We start from the raw sequence: 19,615 nt of genomic DNA, 5'->3' as shown, positions 1-19,615 counted from the left end.
CCGTCGCTCGACGGAAACCCGTTGGGCGAGGCCATCGTCGGCAGCGACGGGGGCGAGATTCTCGCTGGAGGCGAGAACGCCGACGACATCGCCGGCCTTGGCGGCGATGATCAGATCGGTGGCTATGCAGGCGACGACACTCTCGTCGGTGGCGCGGGGGCGGACGCGGTGCGTGGCGATGCGGGCGACGACGTGATCGCAGGCGATGCGGGCAACGATACGCTGATGGGAGGCGAGGGGGCCGACACGCTCTCGGGCGGGGCGGGCGACGACATGCTCGCCGGCTGGGAAGGCGACGACGTGCTCTCGGGCGGCGAGGGTGCGGACAGTCTCGTCGGCGGCGGCGGGACGGACGCGCTGATCGGCGGCGCGGGCGATGACGCGCTGGAAGGTGGTCCGGGCGATGACACGCTTGTGGGCGGGCTCGGGCAGGACACGCTGATGGGCGGGGCCGGGCATGACGTTCTGAACGGTGCGGAGCGGGAGCTGGACGGCACCGACACGGACCAGCACGACTTCCTGAACGGCGGCGCGGGCAACGACACCATCACCGCCGGGCAAGGCGACTGGGCCAATGGCGGAACCGGGGCCGACAGCTTCCTTCTGCACGACTGGCTGTCAGCGGGCAGCGGGCCCGCAACCATCGAGGACTACACGGCGGCGGAGGATCAGCTGGTGATCCTCTACGATCCCGCCATCCACCCCGTCCCCGATGTCACGGTGGAGCCCGACCCTGAGGACGACAAAGCCGTCCGGGTGATGATTGACGGTGTCGTCATCGCGCGGGTGCTCGGCGACCCGGATCTGACGGCGGATCAGATCGAGCTTGTGGCCGAGGACGAGGTGCACGCCGCCTGACGCCGGAAGGGGCTTCCCTTCGGCCCCGATTCCTCCTATACGCCGCCATCCGCACTTGCGGAGACCTCCAGGGGCCCTGCTGGACGACATCCCGGCTTGCGCCATGACCCTCTTGCGAAAGGAGACCCCGATGTCGATCACCGCCGAAGAAAAAGCCCGCGTGATGAAGGAATATGCGACCAAGGCCGGCGATACCGGTTCGCCCGAGGTCCAGGTCGCGATCCTGTCGTCGCGCATCGCCACGCTGACCGAGCATTTCAAGAGCCACGCGAAGGACAACCACTCGCGCCGCGGCCTCCTGAAGCTCGTTGCGCAGCGCCGGAAGCTTCTCGACTACCTGAAGAAGACCGACGACGGCCGCTATCAGGACCTGATCAAGCGCCTCGGCATCCGCCGCTGATCCGCCGGGATTGACGGAACCGAACGCCCGCGCCGGAAGGTGCGGGCGTTTTGCATGTCGCGCGGCTCCAGGTTCAATGCTTGACCTTGCGGACCGTCATTTCGCGAGAGGTCATGACGTAGTCAAAGACGCGTTGTGAGTATACGCCGTGTTTCAAGTAGAGTTTCTTCGACTTGAAGGCGACAGGCTGCTTTGAGGGGTCGTAGCGGCCTGATATTTGGGGCATGTCGTCAATCCAGACTTGTACGGAGAAGCCGCCCCGACCGTCGAAGTCGACCAGGACCGACAGTTTCTGTTCGGTCCCGTCGCGCCGGATCTTCCCGGCGGAGCGTCTTTCGTTCAGGGCGCCGCGGATGCAACTCTCACCTTCGCCGGTCTTGATATCGCTTTTCAGAAGAAGCGATCCGTCGGGTGTCACATCTATGCTCAGGGGAGGTGCGCATCCCAAACGCCCATCGTGGACCTGGAAGATGGTGAACTGCTGACGCGAACTACTTCTCATCGCGATGTTGGTTTCAAACAGATAGGCTCCCTTCGCTGTGGGTGAAATGCTATCGGAAGATATCTCCGCGCGCTGCGCGAAAACGCCTCCCTTGCAATGATTTGTGCTGGTTTTGAAAGTGCGGGTCTTCCCTTTGACTGTGATCGCGCCCGGATCGACGGAGCATGAGATGCTCCACGCGTTCAGCGGGGTCGCCCAACCTCGCTTCGCGCCGAGGCTGACGAACGCACAGAGGAGGATCAGAAGCGGATAATCGCGCAGGAAGCGTGTTGGTTTCATCGGGTGCCCCGGCAATTTCCATGTTGGGTGGTCAGACAATGCGAATCCCGGTCGCTATCTGAAGGCAGATGTCCAGCCTAGCGTCGACACCCTCATCCGCCAACTCACCGCTTCCCAACCGCCCTCTTTTCCTGTATGGCCCCGCTCCATCTGTGACGTGAGCCCATGCCCCCGGGCGCATGCGAAGGATTGGGGGCGGCGGCAATGGGGCCGCCATTTTGGATGGGAGACCCGGGATACGCCCGGGAGTGCTCCCAAGAGGAAACGATAGATGTTCAACGTGACAAGAAAATCCATCCAGTGGGGCCAGGAAACGCTCACACTGGAAACAGGGAAAGTCGCCCGACAGGCCGACGGGTCGGTCATCGCCACGCTCGGCGAGACCTCCGTCATGGCCAACGTGACCTTCGCCAAGCAGGCGAAGCCGGGGCAGGACTTCTTCCCCCTGACCGTGCATTACCAGGAAAAGACCTATGCCGCCGGGAAGATCCCGGGCGGCTTCTTCAAGCGCGAGGGGCGTCCTTCGGAGAAGGAGACGCTGACCTCGCGGCTGATCGACCGTCCGATCCGCCCGCTCTTTGTCGAAGGGTTCAAGAACGAGGTGCTGATCATCTGCACCGTTCTGAGCCACGACCTCGTCAACGATCCTGACATCGTCGCGATGATCGCGGCCTCGGCGGCGCTGACGATCTCCGGCGTGCCCTTCATGGGTCCGATCGGCGCGGCGCGGGTCGGCTTTGCCAATGGCGCCTATGTGCTGAACCCCGAAGTCAGCGACATGGACCAGCTGCGCATGAACCCCGAGCAGCGGCTCGACCTCGTCGTCGCCGGCACCAAGGACGCGGTGATGATGGTGGAATCCGAAGCCTATGAGCTTTCGGAGGCCGAGATGCTTGGCGCCGTGAAGTTCGGCCACGAGCAGATGCAGCCGGTGATCGACCTCATCATCGACTTCGCCGAGGAAGCCGCGAAAGAGCCGTTCGACTACCAGCCGGCCGACTATTCCGCGCTCTACGCCAAGGTGAAGGCAGCAGGCGAGGCGCAGATGCGCGCCGCCTTCGCGATCAGGGACAAGCAGGAGCGCACCAACGCGATTTCCGCCGCCGTGACCGCGATCAAGGAGGCGCTCTCGGACGAAGACAAGGCCGACGAGAACCTCGGTCCCGCGATCAAGAAGCTGGAAAGCTCGATCCTGCGCGGCGACGTGGTTGCCACCGGCATCCGTATCGACGGCCGCGACACCAGGACCGTGCGCCCGATCGTCTCGGAAGTGGGCATCCTGCCCCGCACGCATGGCTCCGCGCTTTTCACGCGCGGCGAGACGCAGGGCCTCATCATCACCACGCTCGGCACCGGCGAGGATGAGCAGATCATCGACGCCCTGCACGGCAACTTCCGTTCGAACTTCCTCCTGCACTACAACTTCCCGCCCTATTCGGTCGGTGAAGTGGGGCGCTTCGGTCCTCCGGGCCGGCGCGAGATCGGCCACGGCAAGCTCGCCTGGCGCGCGCTGCAGGCGGTGCTGCCGGCGCCGACCGATTTCCCCTACACGATCCGCGTCGTGTCCGAGATCACCGAGTCCAACGGCTCGTCCTCGATGGCCACGGTCTGCGGCTCGTCCCTGTCCATGATGGACGCTGGCGTGCCGCTGAAGGCGCCGGTTGCCGGCGTGGCGATGGGCCTGATCCTCGAAGAGGACGGCAAGTGGGCGGTCCTGACCGACATTCTCGGCGACGAGGATCACCTCGGCGACATGGACTTCAAGGTTGCGGGCACGTCCAACGGCATCACCTCGCTCCAGATGGACATCAAGGTCGCGGGCATCACCCCGGCGATCATGGAGCAGGCTCTGGCGCAGGCCAAGGATGGCCGGATGCATATCCTGGGCGAGATGGCCAAGGCGCTGACCGAGGGCCGGTCGGAGTTCTCGGCCCACGCGCCGCGGATCGAGACGATGACCATCCCGACCGACAAGATCCGCGAAGTGATCGGTTCGGGCGGCAAGGTCATCCGCGAAATCGTGGAAGTATCGGGCGCCAAGGTCGACATCAACGACGACGGGGTGATCAAGATCGCCTCGGCCAATGCCGATTCGATCAAGAAGGCCTATGACATGATCTACTCGATCGTGGCCGAACCCGAAGAAGGCAAGATCTACACCGGCAAGGTGGTGAAGCTCGTCGATTTCGGCGCCTTCGTGAACTTCTTCGGCAAGCGCGACGGCCTCGTGCATGTCAGCCAGATATCGGGCAAGCGCCTGAACCATCCGAACGAGCTTCTGAAGGAAGGTCAGGAAGTTAAGGTCAAGCTTCTCGGCTTCGACGATCGCGGCAAGGTCCGGCTCGGCATGAAGATGGTCGATCAGGAGACCGGCCAGGAGATCGTGCCCGAGAAGAAGGAAAAGGAAGAAGCCGCGGAGTGATCCGCTCAGCCCCCGTCGCAGGGCGGGGGCTGTTTCATATTGGCGGCGCTGCGTCGCGCCGATAGAAAGCGTCAGACGCTCCTGCGACGCGAGCCGGCATGGACTACACGTTCGTCGACCCACCGAAGCCCAGCCTCGCGCGCTGGTGGCATATCACCGGCTCGTTCCGGGGGGAGTCCGTGCTTCGCATGCTCGAATACGAGCATCTTTCCACGCTGCCCGTCTCGGGGCGCGTGCTCGACATGGGCGGCGGGAAGAAGGCACGCTACCTCAGGCTTCTTCCCACCGATCTGATGGTGGAGTCGGTCAACATCGACCCGGGGATCGAGCCGACGCATCTCATCCGCCCGGGCGAACCACTGCCGCTTCCGGACGACAGCTTTGACGCGGTCATCTGCTTCAATACGCTCGAGCATATCTACGATGCCGTTCCCGTGCTCGAAGAACTCTACCGCGTCGTCAAGCCCGGCGGTGCCGTGCATGTCATCGTGCCATTCATGTTCCGCATCCACGGCCATCCGGACGACTACTTCCGCGCGACGCCGAGCTGGTGGCGGGAGACCTTCGCCCGCACGGGCTTCGCGAGTCTCGATCTGATGCCACTGGTCTGGGGACGCGGGGCGACGCGGGCTGTGGTGCCGGGCCTGCACGGAGCCTTCCCTCGGGCACGGATGCATCTGGCGATGCTCTACGACGTTCTATTCGCGGCGCTGATGCTGAAGGGTGATCGCATCTCCGGGCGGCGCGGCGCCAGCATCTGCGGCACCGCCCCAGGCTGGTTCATGACGGGATGGAAGGGCGCGGCATGACCGAGACGCAGAAGTCGCCGTTTCGTGGCCTGCGGCTGGTACTGTTCCGGCTCCTGCGTCGCAAGACCGTCACGCTGGACGGGCTGACGGTCAGTTGCGATCCCTCCCTGGTGCCCCGCTCGGTGGCCACCGCGCTGATCAAGGGAAGCTACGAAGCGCCCGAACGCCAACTGGTCGCCGCTGCCGTCCGCCCCGGTGACAGGGTGATCGAGATTGGAACCGGCGTCGGTCTGGTCAGCCTGTTGTGCAACCGGTTTGCCGGGCCCGGGAACGTCCTGTCCTTCGAGGCGAATGCAGCCCTGGAACCGGTGATCCGTGCGAATTTCGCGCTGAACGGGATGACGCCACGGCTCCGGCTCAAGGCCGTAACGGCGGACGGCGCGCCGATCACCTTCTTTCGTAATGAGAACATCGTCTCCTCCTCGGTTTTCGACCGCGGGCTCGCGGCAGAACGCGTCACCGTTGAAAGCGATCCCATCGACGGCGTGCTGGAGGAGGAGGGCGCGACAGTCCTGGTGATTGACGTCGAGGGCGCCGAGGTCGGTCTTCTTGCCGCGCCCGGCATTGACCGGCTGCGCGAAATCATCGTCGAGACCCATCCCCATATCGTCGGCGAGGCCGAGACCGAGGCGATGATCGCTGCATTGGAGGCGCGCGGTTTTGGCGTGACGGGGCGTATCCACAAGAACGTCCGGCTCACGCGCAAAGTCTGATGCGGTGCAAAGTGTCCAACGCGCTGCGGCGCCATCGACCCCGGAAGGCGCTGCCGCCGCCCGGTCGGGAGGCGAGCGCGTGACCGATCCAGCACTCCGTGTGATCCACTTCCACTTCGGCAAGGAGGGTGGAGCCGAGCGGTTCTTCGTCAAGCTGGCACAGGCGCTTGACCGGCGCGGAGTGGAGCAGCGTTTCATCATCCGCCCGAACCGCAGCTGGGACGCCGGGATCGCGCCGCTGGGCCGGGTGATCCGCAACAACTTCCGCGTCACGTCGCTTCTGACGCCGGTGTTGCACTGGCAGGCGGACCGCTGGGTGAAGGAGTGGAAGCCCCATGCCGTCATGTCCTGGATGCCGCGGGCGGCGCGGCTCGTGCACAAGTGGCCGGGGGTGGTCAAGCTGAACCGGATGGGGGACTTTCCCCAGAATCTCAAACACTTCGAGAATTGCGACCTCTTGGTCGGCAATGTGCCCGGCATTGCCCAGACGTGCCGCAAGCTCGGCTGGACGAAGCCCGCGATCACGATTTCCAACTTCACGCCGATCGTGACTCCGGTTCCGGTTCCCCGCGCCGCCCATGCCACGCCCGAGGACGCCTTCCTTGTCGCGGCCGGCGGCCGTTTCCAGCCGAGGAAGGCGCTCGACACGGCGATCCGCGCCATCGCGCGCATCTCCGGCGCCTGGCTTTGGCTCATCGGTGATGGCCGACTGCGACCCGAACTGGAAAAGCTCGCGGCCGAGTTGGGTGTCACGGACCGCATCCGCTTCGTCGGCTGGGTGGAAAATCCCGTCCATCACATCGCCTCGGCCGATGCCTTCCTGCTGCCCTCGCGCCACGAGCCCCTGGGCAACATCCTCCTGGAAGCCTGGGCGGCCAACGTTCCATCGGTGTCCACGCGCAGCGACGGTCCATCCTGGTTCATGCGCGATGGGATCGACGGCCTGATGGCCGACATCGACAATGTCGATCAGATCGCCGCCGCGCTGACGACGCTGCGCGACAATCCGGTGGCCGCGCGCGCGTTGGCCGCCAACGCGCGCGCGCGTCTCGACGAGTTCTTCTCGGAAGAGGCTATCTGCAACGACTACATGCGGGTTTTCCGCGGTGACTTCTGAGGGGAGCCCGATATGAAACTGCCCCTGTCCGCGTTCATCATCTGCCAGGATGAAGAGCGCTTCATAGAGCCCTGCATCCGCAGCCTCGACATGTGCTCCGAGATCGTGGTGGTGGACAGCGGGTCGCAGGACGGCACGCTCGAAGTGCTCCAGACGCTCAAGGCCGAGGGGTTTCCGCTTGTGATCCTGAAGGAGAAGTGGCGGGGGTATGGTGGCCAGAAACAGTTCGCGATGGAACAGTGCACGCAACCCTGGTGTCTGTCGATCGACAGTGACGAACGGGTGAGCCCGCTTCTCGCCGCCGAATTGCCGAGCCTTCTGGCCGCGTCGGACGTGGCCGGCTGGCGTGTCACGCGATACCCGTATCTCGACGGTTTCGGCTATGCCCCGCCACAGGCGAAGGAGCGATACAACCTGCGCATCCTGCGCAATGGCGCGGGTGCATTTGATCCCGCCGACAAGGTGCACGAGGGCCTCAGGCTGACCGGCGCGGTCCGGAACTCGCCGCGCGGCGGTCTGCTGCATTTTCGGCCGATCGCGCTCCACGAGCAACTTCTCAAGGAGAACAAGTACTCCACCCTGAAGGCCGAGATGCGGGCCGAGCAGGGGCGCCCCGCGCAGCCCTGGAAGATGGCCGTCAATCCTTGGCTGTACTTCCTGCGGCTCTATTTCCACAACGGCCTTTGGCGCTGTGGCTGGGCAGGCTTCATCCGGGCCGCGACGGGCGGCGTCTATGCCTTCCTGACGGAAGCAAAGCGATGGGAACGCGAGGCGCTTGAACGCGTGCCGCCGGTGGAGCCGAAAGATCCAAAAGGCTACTGACGCCTCGGGCGACGCCGGCTCGCGGATGACATCCCCGCCGATGCGAGGGGATGCCGCCCCGGACACAGCCGGACCGCGCCGATTCCGTCCCGGTCTCCCTGGCCGGTCCCGTCGGGATCACCCTTTCAGCTTGGCGTACCGCAGGTAGGGCAGGACCTTGTCGATCTTGCCAAACTTTGCCTCGGCCGCGGCATCGTCGAGCGCGAGGGGCACGATCACGTCCTGTCCCTCGGTCCAGTTCGCGGGCATCGCGACGCCCCGCGCCGCGGCCGTCTGCAGCGCGTCGAGCGCGCGCAGCACCTCGGCGAAGTTGCGCCCGACATTCATCGGGTAGGTCATGGAAAGCTTCAGCTTCCTGTCGGGCCCGATGATGAAGACCGAGCGCACCGTCTGGCTGTCGTTCGGGGTGGGATTGTCGGGCAGGTAGGCCTCGGCCGGCAGCATGTCGAAGGCCTTCGACACTTCAAGACCGATGTCGGCGATGATCGGGAAGGCGGCGACGGCATTCGCCGTCTTCTCGATGTCGCGTTTCCAGCGCTTGTGCTCCTCGACGCCATCGACAGAGATCCCGATGACCTTCGTGTTGCGCTTCGCCCATTCCTCGGCAAGCTGCGCGACCGCGCCGAACTCCGTCGTGCAGACCGGCGTGAAGTCCTTCGGATGCGAGAAGAGAATTGCCCACGTGTCGCCGATCCAGTCATGGAAGCGGATCAGGCCCTGGTCGGTCTGGGCGGTGAAATCGGGAACCGTGTCGTTGATGCGCAGGCCCATGGCAGTCTCCTTCTCGATCTCTGGCAATCCGGGTATCGCAGAGGAACATAATGCGTCGCGCAGAGGATTGCATCCGCCATCCTCGACGCGCGACAGATCGCCGGACAAGCGGCCCTAGAATTTGATCAAATTTCTTTGCCGACCTTGCGGGCCCCCGGATCGCCTGTCACAGTCCGGCGCGACACGCTCCGACGCATCACGAGGTGAGCCATGATCCAACGACGCGACTTCTACATAAACGGGGCCTGGGTCCCGCCGGCAGCCCCGCGCGACTGTGCCGTCATCGACCCCTCGACCGAAGAGCCCTGCGCGGTCATCTCGCTGGGGGCGGAAGCCGATACCAACGCCGCCGTTGCCGCCGCGAAGGCCGCCTTTCCGGGCTGGGCGTCGACGGCGCCGGCCGAAAGGCGCGCCGTCGTGGCGCGGATCCTCGACGAGTATGAACGGCGGAAGGAGGACCTCGCGCAGGCGATCTCGCTGGAGATGGGCGCACCGATCGACATGGCGCGGGACAGTCAGGCACCCTGCCTGCCGTGGCATCTGAAGAATTTCCTGACCGCCTTCGATGCGATCGAGTGGGTCCGTCCGCTCGGCCCGCACGCGCCCGATGACCGTATCGTGCTTGAGCCGATCGGGGTCGTGGGGCTCATCACGCCCTGGAACTGGCCGATGAACCAGATCGCGCTGAAGGTGATCCCGGCGCTGCTTGCGGGCTGTACTTGCGTGCTGAAACCGTCCGAGGAAAGCCCGCTCGACGCGATGATCTTCGCCGAGATGTGCCATGACGCCGGCGTTCCCCCTGGGGTCTTCAACCTCGTCAACGGCGACGGAGCTGGCGTGGGCGCCCATCTGTCGAGCCACCCGGACGTTGAGATGATTTCCTTCACCGGTTCGACACGGGCCGGCCGTGCGATCTCCAAGGCCGCGGCCGAGACTCTGAAGCGGGTGACGCTGGAACTGGGCGGCAAGGGCGCGAACATCGTCTTTGCCGATGCCGACGAGAAGGCGGTGAAGCGCGGCGTCCTTCACATGATGAACAACTCCGGGCAGAGCTGCAACGCACCCAGCCGGATGCTGGTGGAGCGGTCGATCTACGACCGCGTTGTGGACGAAGCGGCCGAGGTGGCGAAGTCGATCCGGGTCGGCCCTGCGTCGGAGCCCGGCCGCCACATCGGCCCGGTGGTGAACCGCCGCCAGTGGGAACAGATCCAGGGCTTCATCCAGAAGGGCATCGACGAGGGCGCGCGGCTCGTGGCCGGCGGCCTCGGCCTGCCCGAAGGCATGAACAAGGGCTATTTCGTCCGTCCGACGGTCTTCGCCGACGTCACGCCCGGCATGACCATCGAACGGGAGGAGATATTCGGGCCGGTGCTCTCCATCATCCCCTTCCGGGACGAGGAGGAGGCGGTCAGGATCGCAAACGACACGCCCTACGGGTTGACGAACTATGTCCAGAGCCAGGACGGTGCCAGGCGCAACCGCATGGCGCTCAGGCTCAAGTCCGGCATGGTCGAGATGAACGGCAAGTCGCGTGGCGCGGGCGCCCCCTTCGGCGGCGTCAAGGCGAGCGGGCGCGCGCGCGAGGGCGGGCACTGGGGAATCGAGGAGTTCCTCGAGGTCAAGGCCGTCTCGGGCTGGGCTTCCGACCTCGCCGCCGAATAGGCTCGGGACCGCCCCGGCCCTTGGCACGGCGGCCGCAGGATATCAGGCGTTGAACACCCGGCTCGGATGCAGTTCTCCCGACCTGTAGGTGCCGACGGCCACCGCGCGGCCCTGCCAGCTTGCCCAGGCCTCCTCGCCCCATGCGACGTCCGAGGCGAGAACCATGCCGGGATTGCCGTTCCTCAGTCGTGCCGCGCCCTCTGCCGTCGCCTTGAGTTCCGGCAGGTCGGCCAGCCCCACCTCCAGCGGCAGGAGGCGCGCGTCGAGCGCGGGCGTCCTGGCCTCTGCCTCGATCGTGTCGATGCCCACGCCCTCCGCGACATCGAAGGGCCCGGACCATTCGCGCCGGAGCCAGAGCACATGGCCGTGACAGCCGAGCGCCGAACCGAGGTCACGGGCAATCGCGCGGACGTAACCGCCCTTGCCGCACACCATTTCCAGTTCGACCGTATCGGCATCCGGCCGCCCGGTCATCTCGATGCTCTCGACCCAGAGCGGACGGGCGGCAAGCGCCATCTCCTCACCGGCCCGCGCAAGCGCATAGGCACGCTCACCGTCGACCTTCACCGCCGAGAACTGCGGCGGGATCTGCTGGATCTCGCCGCGGAAGGCGGAAAGCGCCGCGCGGATATCATCGTCGGACGGGCGCTTGGGCGACGTGGCGATCACCTCGCCCTCGGCGTCGTCGGTATTGGTCTGCGCCCCGAGCCGCACCGCGAAGCGGTAGCATTTCAGCGCGTCGGTGATGTAGGGCACCGTCTTCGTCGCCTCGCCGAGCGCCACCGCGAGGACTCCGGTCGCCGCCGGATCGAGCGTGCCCGCGTGCCCCGCCTTCTTCGCGCCGAGGGCCCAGCGGACCTTGTTCACCACGGCGGTCGAGGTCATGCCGGCGGGCTTGTCGACGACGAGCCATCCGGAAATGTCGCGACCCTTCGTCCGTGCCATGTCTTGCCCCGTCAGCGGTAAAGGTCGCCTGCTAGCGAATAGGCTCCCGCGCGTCAATCCGCGGGTGCCGCGAGCGCCACGATCGGCCCCATCGGAAAGCCGAAATCGTCGCGCCCGAGCGCGGGGGCATTGAGCCGCGAGATGTTGCCGTCGAAATAGAGCGCATCGGGCAGGCCGAGCCCGTCGCGGAAGAAACGCGCGAAGGTATGGAAGTTCACCGGTCCGGCCGAGATGACGAAGGCGGCATGGCGCCCGTCGGCAGACACGCCCACCCCGTTGCGGATGTAGCGGCTGTCGGAATCGGCAAGGAACCGGGGATGCAGCGCGCCGCGGATCACCAGCAATGGCCCGGACTGGGTCGCGAACCGGCAGGCAGGTGGTTCCGCCGCGAAGCTCCGCGACTCGATGACGGCGAACCTTTCGTCCCGGATGCAGAAGACGCCGTTCGGCACCAGTCCGAAGTTGCCCGGCCCCGACGACGTCACGAGGCGCGAGACCTCGCGCCCCTCCTCGACGTATAGTCCCACGGGGCGGCGGTCGGGGTGATACATGCCGGCGTTCATGGCGAAGACGACGGCGCGGCCATCCTCCGCCAGAAGCCGGCCGAGCCGCTCGAAGGTGCCGATGCGCGCGCCCGCGTTGTCGTCGAGATAGAGCCGAAGGTCCTCGCCGGCCGCGGCCTCGCAGACGGCATAGCTTTCCCCCTCGAAGACCACGTCCCGGCAGCCGCCGCCGAACGCCGCGCCCGCCGAGGCGAGAAGGATCAGCAAGCTATCCCTGATCACTTTCATCGTCGTGCCTGGCGATGTCGCGCTGCACCCTCTCGTCGGCCAGGAGTTCCCGCGTGCGGTCCATCCGGTCGTAGCTCTCGTCGATGAGGAACCTCAACTCGGGGGCGAAGCGGAGCTTCACCGCTTGCGCCACATGATGCCTGAGTTCCCCCTTTGACCGGTTCAGTGCGGCGAGCGCCTCCTCCTGACCCTTGCCGCCCAAGGGCAGCACATAGGCCGTGGCGATACGCAGGTCGGGCGATACCCTTACCTCGCCGACCGTGATCGACATGCCCCTGAGCGCGTCGGAATGGACCTCGCCGCGGTGAAGGACCTCGCTCAGGGTCCGCCGGATCAACTCGCCCACGCGAAGCTGGCGCTGGGAGGGGCCCGCGCCCCCCGGATGTCGGTTCTGTGCCATGTCTTTCCTGTAAGCCAGCCGGACCAGCGCCGCAACGGGGGCTTTGCCGGGCCGCGCGCACCGGCTAAAGGAAGCCGACCGGTCCCAGGAGGCGCGCATGACCCAACTCACCGACATTCCCGGCCTCGTCGTCACCGGCGTCTCGGGCCGGATGGGGCAGATGCTCGTCCGCACCATCGCCGCCTCCGGCCGCGCGCGGCTTACCGGCGCGGTGGAACGCTCGGGCCATCCCTGGATCGGTCGCGATCTCGGCGAGGCGATGGGCGGGACAGCCACGGGCATCACCGTCACCGACGACCCGCTCGAGGCCTTCGCCAGCGCGCAGGGTGTCATCGACTTCACCGCGCCTGTGGCAACCGTCGAGTTTGCAGCGCTCGCGGCCCAGGCGCGTCTCGTCCATGTGATCGGGACCACGGGGCTCGAGGCCGACCACCTCGGCAAGATCCGCGCCGCCGCGCGTCACGCGGTCATCGTCCGCGCCGGCAACATGAGCCTTGGGGTCAACCTGCTTGCCCGGTTGACGCAGAAGGTCGCGGCCGCGCTGGACGCCGACTGGGACATCGAGATCGTGGAGGCGCACCACCGGATGAAGGTCGACGCGCCCTCGGGCACGGCCCTCATGCTGGGCGAGGCTGCGGCGCAGGGCCGGGGGCTGAATCTCCCCGACATCCGCGACGCCGCGCGCGAGGGGATCACCGGGCGGCGCGAGCGCGGTCACATCGGCTTTTCGGCCATCCGTGGCGGCGACATCGTCGGCGAGCACGACGTCATCTTCGCCGCCGACGGCGAACGGATCGTGCTCCGTCACATTGCCACCGACCGCGCGATCTTCGCCCGGGGCGCGCTCAGGGCCGCGCTCTGGGGCCAGGACCGCAAGCCTGGCGAATACGACATGCTGGACGTTCTCGGACTCTGACGCACCGGACCGGCTTCGTCATTGCCGGAGTACCCCCGGGGGTCCGCGGGCAGCGGCCCGGCCAGCACCCCGACGGTCTCAGAAATCGACCGCGATGCCCTTCTTCTCCCAGTCGCCGAAGCGCACCGGCTCGGGGCCGTCGCGTCCGCCGAGTTCCGTCGGCAGGGCGGCCGGCTTCGTGGCGCGCCGCCGCGCCTCGGCCTCGGCCAGCGCACGTCTCGCGGCTTCGGGCAGGTCGGGGCGCAGGTCGGGGCGCGGCGTGTCGGCCATGGCCGGGTTCCTTGTCACGGGATCGCCGTTCATATAGTCCGCGCCGGACAGCAGAGCAACCGGAGGCGCCATGAACGACGCGACGGCTCGCGGCGCCGCGGCTGCGCTCGTCCTCGGCGTGACCGAGACGCGCATCTCGCTTGCCGATCAGATGGCCGGCGGTGCCCTCGATGCGCTTGCGCCGCCCGACCGGGCGCGGGCGCAGCGGCTCGCGCTCGCGGCGCTGCGCAATCTCGCGCGCGCCGACAGGGTCCTGAAGCCGCATCTGCGCAAGTCGCCGCCCGCGCCGGTACGGGCTATCCTTCGCGTCGCGGTGGCGGAAATCTTCGTCGAAGCGGCGCCCGCCCATGGCGTCGTCTCGGATGCGGTGACCGAGGCCCGCCGGCTGGGGCGGCTCGGCGAAAGCTTCGCGGGCCTCGTCAACGCCGTCCTGCGCCGTGCGGCCGCGACACCCGCCGAAACCTGGGCCGCGCTGCCGCCCGATCCCTTGCCCGGCTGGCTGCGCGGGCGGCTGATGTCGGCCTGGGGCAAGGCTGCGACGATCGCGATGGAGGCGGCGCAGGTGAAGGGCGCTGCCCTCGACCTGACCCCGAAGGATGGCGACGCCGACGCGCTGGCCCGACGGATCGGGGCCACGGCGCTGCCCACGGGATCGGTCCGCCTGACCGGTCCGGCGCAGGTGTCGGAGCTGCCGGGCTACGGGACGGGTGACTGGTGGGTGCAGGATGCGGCCGCCGCCCTCGCGGCGAAAGTCCTCGCCCCGCGGCCGGGCGAGCGGGTGCTCGACCTCTGCGCGGCGCCCGGCGGCAAGACGCTGCAACTCGCTGCGGCAGGCGCAAAGGTCACGGCGCTCGATCTCTCCGCATCGCGGATGGACCGCGTACGGGAGAACCTTGCGCGCTGCGGACTTCAGGCGGAAACCGTCGTAGCCGACGCCCTTGACTGGGACAGCGCCCATCCCTTCGACGCCGTTCTCCTCGACGCGCCCTGTTCGGCCACCGGCACGATCCGTCGCCATCCCGACCTCCCCTTCGTCCGCGACGCCAGCGGTCTGAAGGCGTTGTTCGCGCTCCAGGCAGCGCTGCTCGACCGCGCGCTGGGCCTTCTTGGCCCCGGAGGGCGGCTTGTATTCGCCACCTGCTCGCTTCTGCCGGAGGAGGGAGAGCGGCAGGTTTCCGCCGCGCTTTCGCGCCACCCCGGCCTGATGGCCGATCGCGCCGCGCTCGCGCGCGCCGGGGTCGATCCGGGCTGGATTTCGGCCGAGGGCGGACTGCGTCTCAGGCCGGACTACTGGCCCGGAAGGGGCGGCATGGATGGCTTCTACATCGCCTGCCTGCGCCGGCCCTCCGTCGTAGCAGGCCATTAGCCGGTGACAGGGCGGGGGCCTGCCGGTAATCTTCCGGCCGGGCAGATTCCCGGCGTCGCGGACGCGCGGCAGCACGGCAATAAGACAACGAGGACCTGAGGCGTGGGGCGTTCGGAAACCGGACAGATGGGGCTTATGCACCGGCTCCATGCACGCCTGGCGGCGCTTGCCCGGCCCGCCACCGGATTCGTGAGCCAGCCCGAACCGAAGACGATCGGCTCCTTCGCGCGCGGTCGCCAGCTTGTCGCGGGGAACTTCCTGTTCGCGGGCTTCCTCATCGAGGGCAAGAAAGCGTCGATCTGGGATCTGCCGGTCCCCGACCCGAGGTTCGAGGAGGAAGTTCACGGCTGCGCCTGGCTCGACGACCTTGCCGCCGTGGCGGATGCGCCCGCCCGCCAGCGTGCGCAGGACTGGGTCTTCGACTGGATCCGCCGCTACCGCTGGGGTGGCGGCCCTGGCTGGACGCCGGACCTCACCGGGCGACGGCTCATCCGCTGGATCAACCACGCGATCCTCCTGCTCAACGGCCGGTCGCGGGCGGAGTCCGACGCCTATTTCCGCTGCCTCGGCCAGCAGACGATCTTCCTCGCCCGCCGCTGGCGCAAGGCCGCACCCGGCCTGCCGCGGTTCGAGGCATTGACTGGACTCATCTACGCCGGACTTGCCCTGACCGGGATGGAGCGGCACGTCGGCCCGGCCGCGGCCGCCCTGGCCATCGAGTGCGAACGCGAGATCGACGCCGAGGGCGGCATTCCCACCCGCAACCCCGAGGAGCTTCTGGAGGTCTTCACGCTGCTGACCTGGGCGGCCTCGGCGCTTGCCGATGCAGGACGTAGCCCCCAGCCCGCCCATCTCGACGCGATCGACCGGATCGCGCCGACGCTCAGGGCGCTGCGCCATGCCGATGGCGGGCTCGCGCGGTTCCACGGCGGCGGGCGCGGGCTCGAAGGGCGGCTCGACCAGGCGCTGGCCACGGCAGGCGGGCGCGCGGTCACCGCGCACGGGCTGGCCATGGGATACGCGCGGCTCGCGGCGGGGCGCACCACGATCATCGTCGATGCCGCGCCGCCGCCGAAGGGCCGCGCCTCGGCCAACGCCCATGCCTCGACGCTCGCCATGGAGCTGACCTCCGGCCGTCGCCCCGTCGTCGTCAACTGCGGCTCGGGCGCGAGCTTCGGCCCCGACTGGCGCCGTGCTGGCCGCGCCACACCGTCGCACTCGACGCTTTGCATCCACGGCTTTTCCTCCTCCCGCCTCGGCACAGCCGGCGTGCTTCCGACGAGCGCGAAGGGCGAGTTCACCGACACGCCCGACCAGGTCTGGGCCCAGCCGGAGGATGACAGCGCCGGCCACCGGCTCATGACCGGCCACAACGGCTATGCGGCGACCCACGGCTTGACGCATGTGCGCCAGCTCATGCTGTCGATCGACGGGCGGGCGCTCGCGGGCGAGGACACGCTTGGCGCGATGACGGTCGCCGACCGCCGTCGGTTCGAAACGATCATGGAGCGGACGCGGCATCAGGGCGTGCCATTCGCCTTGCGTTTCCACCTTCATCCGGATGTGGACTGTGCGCTCGATCTCGGCGGCACGGCGGTCTCGCTCGCACTGAAGTCTGGCGAGATATGGATCTTCCGCCATGACGGGGTGGCGGATCTGGCATTGGAACCTTCGGTCTACCTCGAGTCCGGCCGGCTGAAGCCGCGCGCGACGAAACAGATCGTGCTTTCGTCGATGGTCCTCGATTATGCCTGCCAGTTGGGCTGGACCTTGGCCAAGGCTCAGGATACGCCCTCGGCCATCCGCGACACGCTGCGCGACGATGATCCTGTGCCGAAGTGAAGGACGCTGCCCCGTGACCGAAGACGCAAGCCTCGCCGCCGTTTCCCGTGCGCTCATCTCCGTTTCCGACAAGACCGGGCTCGTGGACTTCGCCCGGGGTCTGGCCACCCGCGGGGTGGAGCTTCTTTCCACAGGCGGCACCGCGCATGCGCTGCGCGAGGCCGGCCTCGCCGTCCGCGACGTGTCGGAGGTCACGGGCTTTCCCGAGATGATGGACGGCCGCGTCAAGACGCTGCATCCGAAGGTCCACGGCGGGCTTCTCGCGGTTCGCGACGATCCGGCACATGTCGCCGCGATGGAGGCGCACGGGATCGCGCCCATCGACCTTCTCGTGGTCAACCTCTACCCCTTCGAGGCCACCGTCGCCAAGGGCGCGGACTACGACACGTGCGTCGAGAACATCGACATCGGCGGCCCGGCGATGATCCGCGCGGCGGCCAAGAACCACGCCCATGTGGCCGTCGTCGTCGACCCGGAGGACTACGCCAAGGTCCTCGGCGACATGGACCAGCATGGCGGCAGGACCTGTCCGAAGTTCCGCCGCAAGCTCGCACAACGTGCCTTCGCCCGCACCGCCGCCTACGACGCCGCCGTGTCGAACTGGATGGCGGGCGCGATCGGCGACCCGGCCCCGCGGCGCCGCACCTTCGCCGGAACGCTCGCCCAGAAGCTTCGTTACGGCGAGAATCCGCATCAGCGCGCGGCGTTCTACACCGACGGCTCGCGCCGCCCCGGTGTCGCCACCGCGACCCAGCACCAGGGCAAGGAGCTTTCCTACAACAACATCAACGACACCGACGCGGCCTTCGAGCTTGTGGCGGAGTTCGACCCGAAGGATGGCCCCGCCTGCGCGATCATCAAGCACGCCAATCCCTGCGGCGTGGCGCGGGGCAGGACCCTGCTGGACGCCTACCGGGCCGCCTATGACTGCGACCGCACCTCCGCCTTCGGCGGGATCGTCGCGCTGAACCGGCCGCTCGACACGGCGACGGCGGAAGAGATCTGCCAGATCTTCACCGAGGTGGTGATCGCACCGGAGGCGGACGAGGCCGCGAAGGCGGTCTTCGCGGCGAAGAAGAACCTGCGGCTTCTGACCACCGGGGGCCTGCCTGACCCGAAGTCCCCCGGCCTCGCCTTCCGGCAGGTAGCGGGCGGCTTCCTCGTTCAGGACCGCGACAACGGGGTCATCACCCAAGCCGACCTGAGGGTTGTGACGATGCGCGCGCCGACCGAGGCGGAGCTGAAAGACCTGCTCTTCGCCTGGACGGTAGCGAAGCACGTCAAGTCTAACGCCATCGTCTACGTGAAGGGCGGCGCGACCGTCGGCATCGGCGCGGGCCAGATGAGCCGCGTCGATTCCACCCGCATCGCGGCGCGCAAGTCCGCCGACATGGCCGAGGCGCTGGGCCTTCCCGAACCGACAGTCAAGGGCTCGGTGGTCGCGTCCGACGCCTTCTTCCCCTTCCCGGACGGTCTCCTGGCGGCGGCGGAGGCCGGTGCCACGGCGGTGATCCAGCCGGGCGGGTCGATGCGCGACGCCGAGGTGATCGCGGCGGCCGACGAAGCCGGTCTCGCGATGGTCTTCACCGGCCAGCGCCACTTCCGGCACTGAGGCGCCATGCGGCTCGTCACCCAGACGGCGCTGGGCGTCTTCGCGCTGGATCAGGCGACGAAGATTCTCGTCGTCCATACCCTCGACCTCTGGTCGCGGCAGCACATCGCCGTACTGCCGCCATGGCTCACATTCCGGATGGCCTGGAACCAGGGCATCAACTTCGGCCTCCTGTCCAGCGACGGCGACCTCGCGCGCTGGGCCCTGATCCTCATGGCGCTGGGCATTTCCGCCTGGGTCTGGCTCTGGGTCCGGCGCGAGCCGCACAGCCGGATCGTGAAGCTCTCGGCGGGCTGCCTCATCGGCGGGGCCATGGGCAACGTGGTCGACCGGCTCCTATACGGCGCGGTCGCTGATTTTCTGAACATGTCGGCGCCGGGCTTCGACAATCCCTACTCGTTCAACGTCGCGGACATCGCGATCTTTGCCGGCGCGATTGGCCTCGTGGTCTTCACCGGGCGGGAGAAGACCCCGTGACGCGCCGGAAGACATGCGCTAAACGGGACGGAGGCAGGTGATGGAGAAACCCATGAGGGCTCGGCTCGGCTTCCGCGGATTGGGGCTCTGTGCGCTCGTTGCGCTGGCAGCCTGCGGGCGCCTGGCCGGCGACGAGAAGAAGCCGCCGCAACTCATGAACATCAAGTCGGCAAGCCGCAGCCCCGACGAGTTCAACATCCTGCCGACCAAGCCCCTGCAGATGCCCGAGGACATCGCGTCGTTGCCCGAACCGACGCCGGGCGGCAAGAACATCACCGACCCGACGCCCGAGGCCGATGCCGTTGCGGCGCTGGGCGGCAATCCGGCGCTGCTGGAAAGACAGGCCGTGCCGGCGGGGAACGGCGGGCTCGTCAACTACGCGGCCCGCTTCGGCACCGCATCCGACATCCGGGACGTTCTGGCGGCCGAGGACCTGGAATACCGGCGCAAGAACGACGGCCGGCTGCTGGAGCGGCTCTTTCACGTGAGCGTCTACTTCAAGGCCTATGCGCCGATGTCGCTCGACCAGTACGCCGAACTCGAACGCTGGCGCGCAGTCGGTGCCCGCAACGTCGGTGCCCCGCCCGAGGGCGCCCAGCAGGAGAAGTGATCACCACTGCGTCAGTCGCGCGGCGCCGGGG

General features: G+C 67.6%; 20 protein-coding genes. 14 read left to right on the top strand and 6 right to left on the bottom strand.

The genetic code is table 11. The features are described 5' to 3' along the window. The coding region (locus tag ACMUOO_RS05950) for a calcium-binding protein (RefSeq protein WP_413854933.1) at positions 1-858 on the top strand (858 nt) is incomplete at its 5' end. A gap of 130 nt (positions 859-988) precedes the next feature. Next, positions 989-1,258: a 30S ribosomal protein S15 gene (rpsO, locus tag ACMUOO_RS05945; RefSeq protein WP_301918298.1), complete on the top strand. Its 270-nt coding sequence runs from the start codon at positions 989-991 to the stop codon at positions 1,256-1,258. Positions 1,259-1,331: 73 nt separating this feature from the next. Here the strand turns inward: rpsO and ACMUOO_RS05940 are convergent, their stop codons facing one another. Beyond that, positions 1,332-2,039 carry a hypothetical protein gene (locus ACMUOO_RS05940; protein WP_301918299.1) on the bottom strand — a complete coding sequence of 236 codons (708 nt, stop codon included), beginning with the start codon at positions 2,037-2,039 and terminating at the stop codon, positions 1,332-1,334. A gap of 271 nt (positions 2,040-2,310) precedes the next feature. Between ACMUOO_RS05940 and pnp the strand changes: the two genes are divergently transcribed. The 5 genes from pnp (at position 2,311) to ACMUOO_RS05915 (ending at position 7,922) form a co-directional block, all read left to right on the top strand. Next, complete coding sequence (gene pnp, locus ACMUOO_RS05935; protein ID WP_301918300.1) at positions 2,311-4,461, top strand: polyribonucleotide nucleotidyltransferase; 2,151 nt, start codon at positions 2,311-2,313, stop codon at positions 4,459-4,461. A gap of 98 nt (positions 4,462-4,559) precedes the next feature. After that, positions 4,560-5,270: a class I SAM-dependent methyltransferase gene (locus ACMUOO_RS05930; protein ID WP_413854932.1), complete on the top strand. Its 711-nt coding sequence runs from the start codon at positions 4,560-4,562 to the stop codon at positions 5,268-5,270. Further along, entirely contained in the window at positions 5,267-5,983 is a 717-nt protein-coding gene (locus ACMUOO_RS05925) for an FkbM family methyltransferase (protein ID WP_301918302.1), read from the top strand. The genes ACMUOO_RS05930 and ACMUOO_RS05925 overlap by 4 nt, the downstream gene beginning before the upstream one ends. A gap of 79 nt (positions 5,984-6,062) precedes the next feature. After that, on the top strand, positions 6,063-7,100 hold the full coding sequence (locus ACMUOO_RS05920) for a glycosyltransferase (protein WP_413854931.1): 1,038 nt from the start codon (positions 6,063-6,065) through the stop codon (positions 7,098-7,100). A 12-nt stretch (positions 7,101-7,112) separates the two neighbouring features. Next, positions 7,113-7,922: a glycosyltransferase family 2 protein gene (locus tag ACMUOO_RS05915; protein WP_301918304.1), complete on the top strand. Its 810-nt coding sequence runs from the start codon at positions 7,113-7,115 to the stop codon at positions 7,920-7,922. 117 nt (positions 7,923-8,039) lie between these two features. Here ACMUOO_RS05915 and ACMUOO_RS05910 read toward each other — a convergent pair whose 3' ends face one another. Continuing rightward, complete coding sequence (locus ACMUOO_RS05910; protein ID WP_301918305.1) at positions 8,040-8,693, bottom strand: peroxiredoxin; 654 nt, start codon at positions 8,691-8,693, stop codon at positions 8,040-8,042. A 210-nt stretch (positions 8,694-8,903) separates the two neighbouring features. Here ACMUOO_RS05910 and ACMUOO_RS05905 point away from each other — a divergent pair, with 210 nt between their 5' ends. Further along, complete coding sequence (locus tag ACMUOO_RS05905; protein ID WP_301918306.1) at positions 8,904-10,355, top strand: aldehyde dehydrogenase family protein; 1,452 nt, start codon at positions 8,904-8,906, stop codon at positions 10,353-10,355. Positions 10,356-10,397: 42 nt separating this feature from the next. Here the strand turns inward: ACMUOO_RS05905 and truB are convergent, their stop codons facing one another. Genes truB through rbfA form a run of 3 tightly spaced genes read right to left on the bottom strand, consistent with a single transcriptional unit; the run spans position 10,398 to position 12,491 of the window. Continuing rightward, positions 10,398-11,300, bottom strand: coding sequence for a tRNA pseudouridine(55) synthase TruB (gene truB / locus ACMUOO_RS05900; RefSeq protein ID WP_301918307.1), 903 nt, complete (start codon positions 11,298-11,300; stop codon positions 10,398-10,400). 53 nt (positions 11,301-11,353) lie between these two features. Continuing rightward, the gene (locus ACMUOO_RS05895; RefSeq protein ID WP_301918308.1) at positions 11,354-12,091 is read right to left on the bottom strand and encodes a phosphodiester glycosidase family protein; all 738 of its coding nucleotides are present in this window, start codon (positions 12,089-12,091) and stop codon (positions 11,354-11,356) included. Continuing rightward, on the bottom strand, positions 12,072-12,491 hold the full coding sequence (gene rbfA, locus ACMUOO_RS05890) for a 30S ribosome-binding factor RbfA (protein WP_301918309.1): 420 nt from the start codon (positions 12,489-12,491) through the stop codon (positions 12,072-12,074). Before rbfA ends, ACMUOO_RS05895 begins: the two co-directional genes overlap by 20 nt. 97 nt (positions 12,492-12,588) lie before the next feature. Here rbfA and dapB point away from each other — a divergent pair, with 97 nt between their 5' ends. Further along, positions 12,589-13,407 carry a 4-hydroxy-tetrahydrodipicolinate reductase gene (gene dapB, locus ACMUOO_RS05885; protein WP_301918310.1) on the top strand — a complete coding sequence of 273 codons (819 nt, stop codon included), beginning with the start codon at positions 12,589-12,591 and terminating at the stop codon, positions 13,405-13,407. 78 nt (positions 13,408-13,485) lie between these two features. Here dapB and ACMUOO_RS05880 read toward each other — a convergent pair whose 3' ends face one another. Continuing rightward, positions 13,486-13,677, bottom strand: a complete 192-nt coding sequence (locus ACMUOO_RS05880; RefSeq protein WP_301918311.1) for a DUF1674 domain-containing protein — start codon at positions 13,675-13,677, stop codon at positions 13,486-13,488. Between the two features lie 70 nt (positions 13,678-13,747). Between ACMUOO_RS05880 and ACMUOO_RS05875 the strand changes: the two genes are divergently transcribed. The 5 genes from ACMUOO_RS05875 to ACMUOO_RS05855 all read left to right on the top strand — a co-directional run bounded on the left by ACMUOO_RS05875 (position 13,748) and on the right by ACMUOO_RS05855 (position 19,584). Beyond that, positions 13,748-15,043: an RsmB/NOP family class I SAM-dependent RNA methyltransferase gene (locus ACMUOO_RS05875; RefSeq protein ID WP_301918312.1), complete on the top strand. Its 1,296-nt coding sequence runs from the start codon at positions 13,748-13,750 to the stop codon at positions 15,041-15,043. A 135-nt stretch (positions 15,044-15,178) separates the two neighbouring features. Next, positions 15,179-16,885: a heparinase II/III family protein gene (locus tag ACMUOO_RS05870; protein WP_301918379.1), complete on the top strand. Its 1,707-nt coding sequence runs from the start codon at positions 15,179-15,181 to the stop codon at positions 16,883-16,885. Between the two features lie 13 nt (positions 16,886-16,898). After that, positions 16,899-18,497 carry a bifunctional phosphoribosylaminoimidazolecarboxamide formyltransferase/IMP cyclohydrolase gene (gene purH, locus ACMUOO_RS05865; RefSeq protein WP_413854930.1) on the top strand — a complete coding sequence of 533 codons (1,599 nt, stop codon included), beginning with the start codon at positions 16,899-16,901 and terminating at the stop codon, positions 18,495-18,497. 6 nt (positions 18,498-18,503) lie between these two features. Next, positions 18,504-18,974 (top strand): signal peptidase II, encoded by a 471-nt coding sequence (gene lspA, locus ACMUOO_RS05860; RefSeq protein WP_301918314.1) that lies wholly within the window; start codon positions 18,504-18,506, stop codon positions 18,972-18,974. A 52-nt stretch (positions 18,975-19,026) separates the two neighbouring features. Then, entirely contained in the window at positions 19,027-19,584 is a 558-nt protein-coding gene (locus tag ACMUOO_RS05855; RefSeq protein ID WP_413854934.1) for a DUF3035 domain-containing protein, read from the top strand. Positions 19,585-19,615: the final 31 nt, after the last annotated feature.

It is taken from the genome of Albidovulum sp. (genome assembly GCF_041919395.1).
Lineage (GTDB): Bacteria > Pseudomonadota > Alphaproteobacteria > Rhodobacterales > Rhodobacteraceae > Albidovulum.
The sequence above is the reverse complement of the archived record's forward strand: the minus strand, read 5'-3'. Positions and strand labels throughout refer to the sequence as shown.

Excerpts from the sequence above, each read along its gene's own strand:
- rpsO (WP_301918298.1), top strand. The coding sequence starts at position 989 with ATGTCGATCACCGCCGAAGAAAAAGCCCGCGTGATGAAGGAATATGCG.
- ACMUOO_RS05940 (WP_301918299.1), bottom strand. The coding sequence starts at position 2,039 with ATGAAACCAACACGCTTCCTGCGCGATTATCCGCTTCTGATCCTCCTC.
- pnp (WP_301918300.1), top strand. The coding sequence starts at position 2,311 with ATGTTCAACGTGACAAGAAAATCCATCCAGTGGGGCCAGGAAACGCTC.
- ACMUOO_RS05930 (WP_413854932.1), top strand. The coding sequence starts at position 4,560 with ATGGACTACACGTTCGTCGACCCACCGAAGCCCAGCCTCGCGCGCTGG.
- ACMUOO_RS05925 (WP_301918302.1), top strand. The coding sequence starts at position 5,267 with ATGACCGAGACGCAGAAGTCGCCGTTTCGTGGCCTGCGGCTGGTACTG.
- ACMUOO_RS05915 (WP_301918304.1), top strand. The coding sequence starts at position 7,113 with ATGAAACTGCCCCTGTCCGCGTTCATCATCTGCCAGGATGAAGAGCGC.
- ACMUOO_RS05910 (WP_301918305.1), bottom strand. The coding sequence starts at position 8,693 with ATGGGCCTGCGCATCAACGACACGGTTCCCGATTTCACCGCCCAGACC.
- ACMUOO_RS05905 (WP_301918306.1), top strand. The coding sequence starts at position 8,904 with ATGATCCAACGACGCGACTTCTACATAAACGGGGCCTGGGTCCCGCCG.
- truB (WP_301918307.1), bottom strand. The coding sequence starts at position 11,300 with ATGGCACGGACGAAGGGTCGCGACATTTCCGGATGGCTCGTCGTCGAC.
- ACMUOO_RS05895 (WP_301918308.1), bottom strand. The coding sequence starts at position 12,091 with ATGAAAGTGATCAGGGATAGCTTGCTGATCCTTCTCGCCTCGGCGGGC.
- rbfA (WP_301918309.1), bottom strand. The coding sequence starts at position 12,491 with ATGGCACAGAACCGACATCCGGGGGGCGCGGGCCCCTCCCAGCGCCAG.
- dapB (WP_301918310.1), top strand. The coding sequence starts at position 12,589 with ATGACCCAACTCACCGACATTCCCGGCCTCGTCGTCACCGGCGTCTCG.
- ACMUOO_RS05880 (WP_301918311.1), bottom strand. The coding sequence starts at position 13,677 with ATGGCCGACACGCCGCGCCCCGACCTGCGCCCCGACCTGCCCGAAGCC.
- ACMUOO_RS05875 (WP_301918312.1), top strand. The coding sequence starts at position 13,748 with ATGAACGACGCGACGGCTCGCGGCGCCGCGGCTGCGCTCGTCCTCGGC.
- ACMUOO_RS05870 (WP_301918379.1), top strand. The coding sequence starts at position 15,179 with ATGCACCGGCTCCATGCACGCCTGGCGGCGCTTGCCCGGCCCGCCACC.
- lspA (WP_301918314.1), top strand. The coding sequence starts at position 18,504 with ATGCGGCTCGTCACCCAGACGGCGCTGGGCGTCTTCGCGCTGGATCAG.
- ACMUOO_RS05855 (WP_413854934.1), top strand. The coding sequence starts at position 19,027 with ATGAGGGCTCGGCTCGGCTTCCGCGGATTGGGGCTCTGTGCGCTCGTT.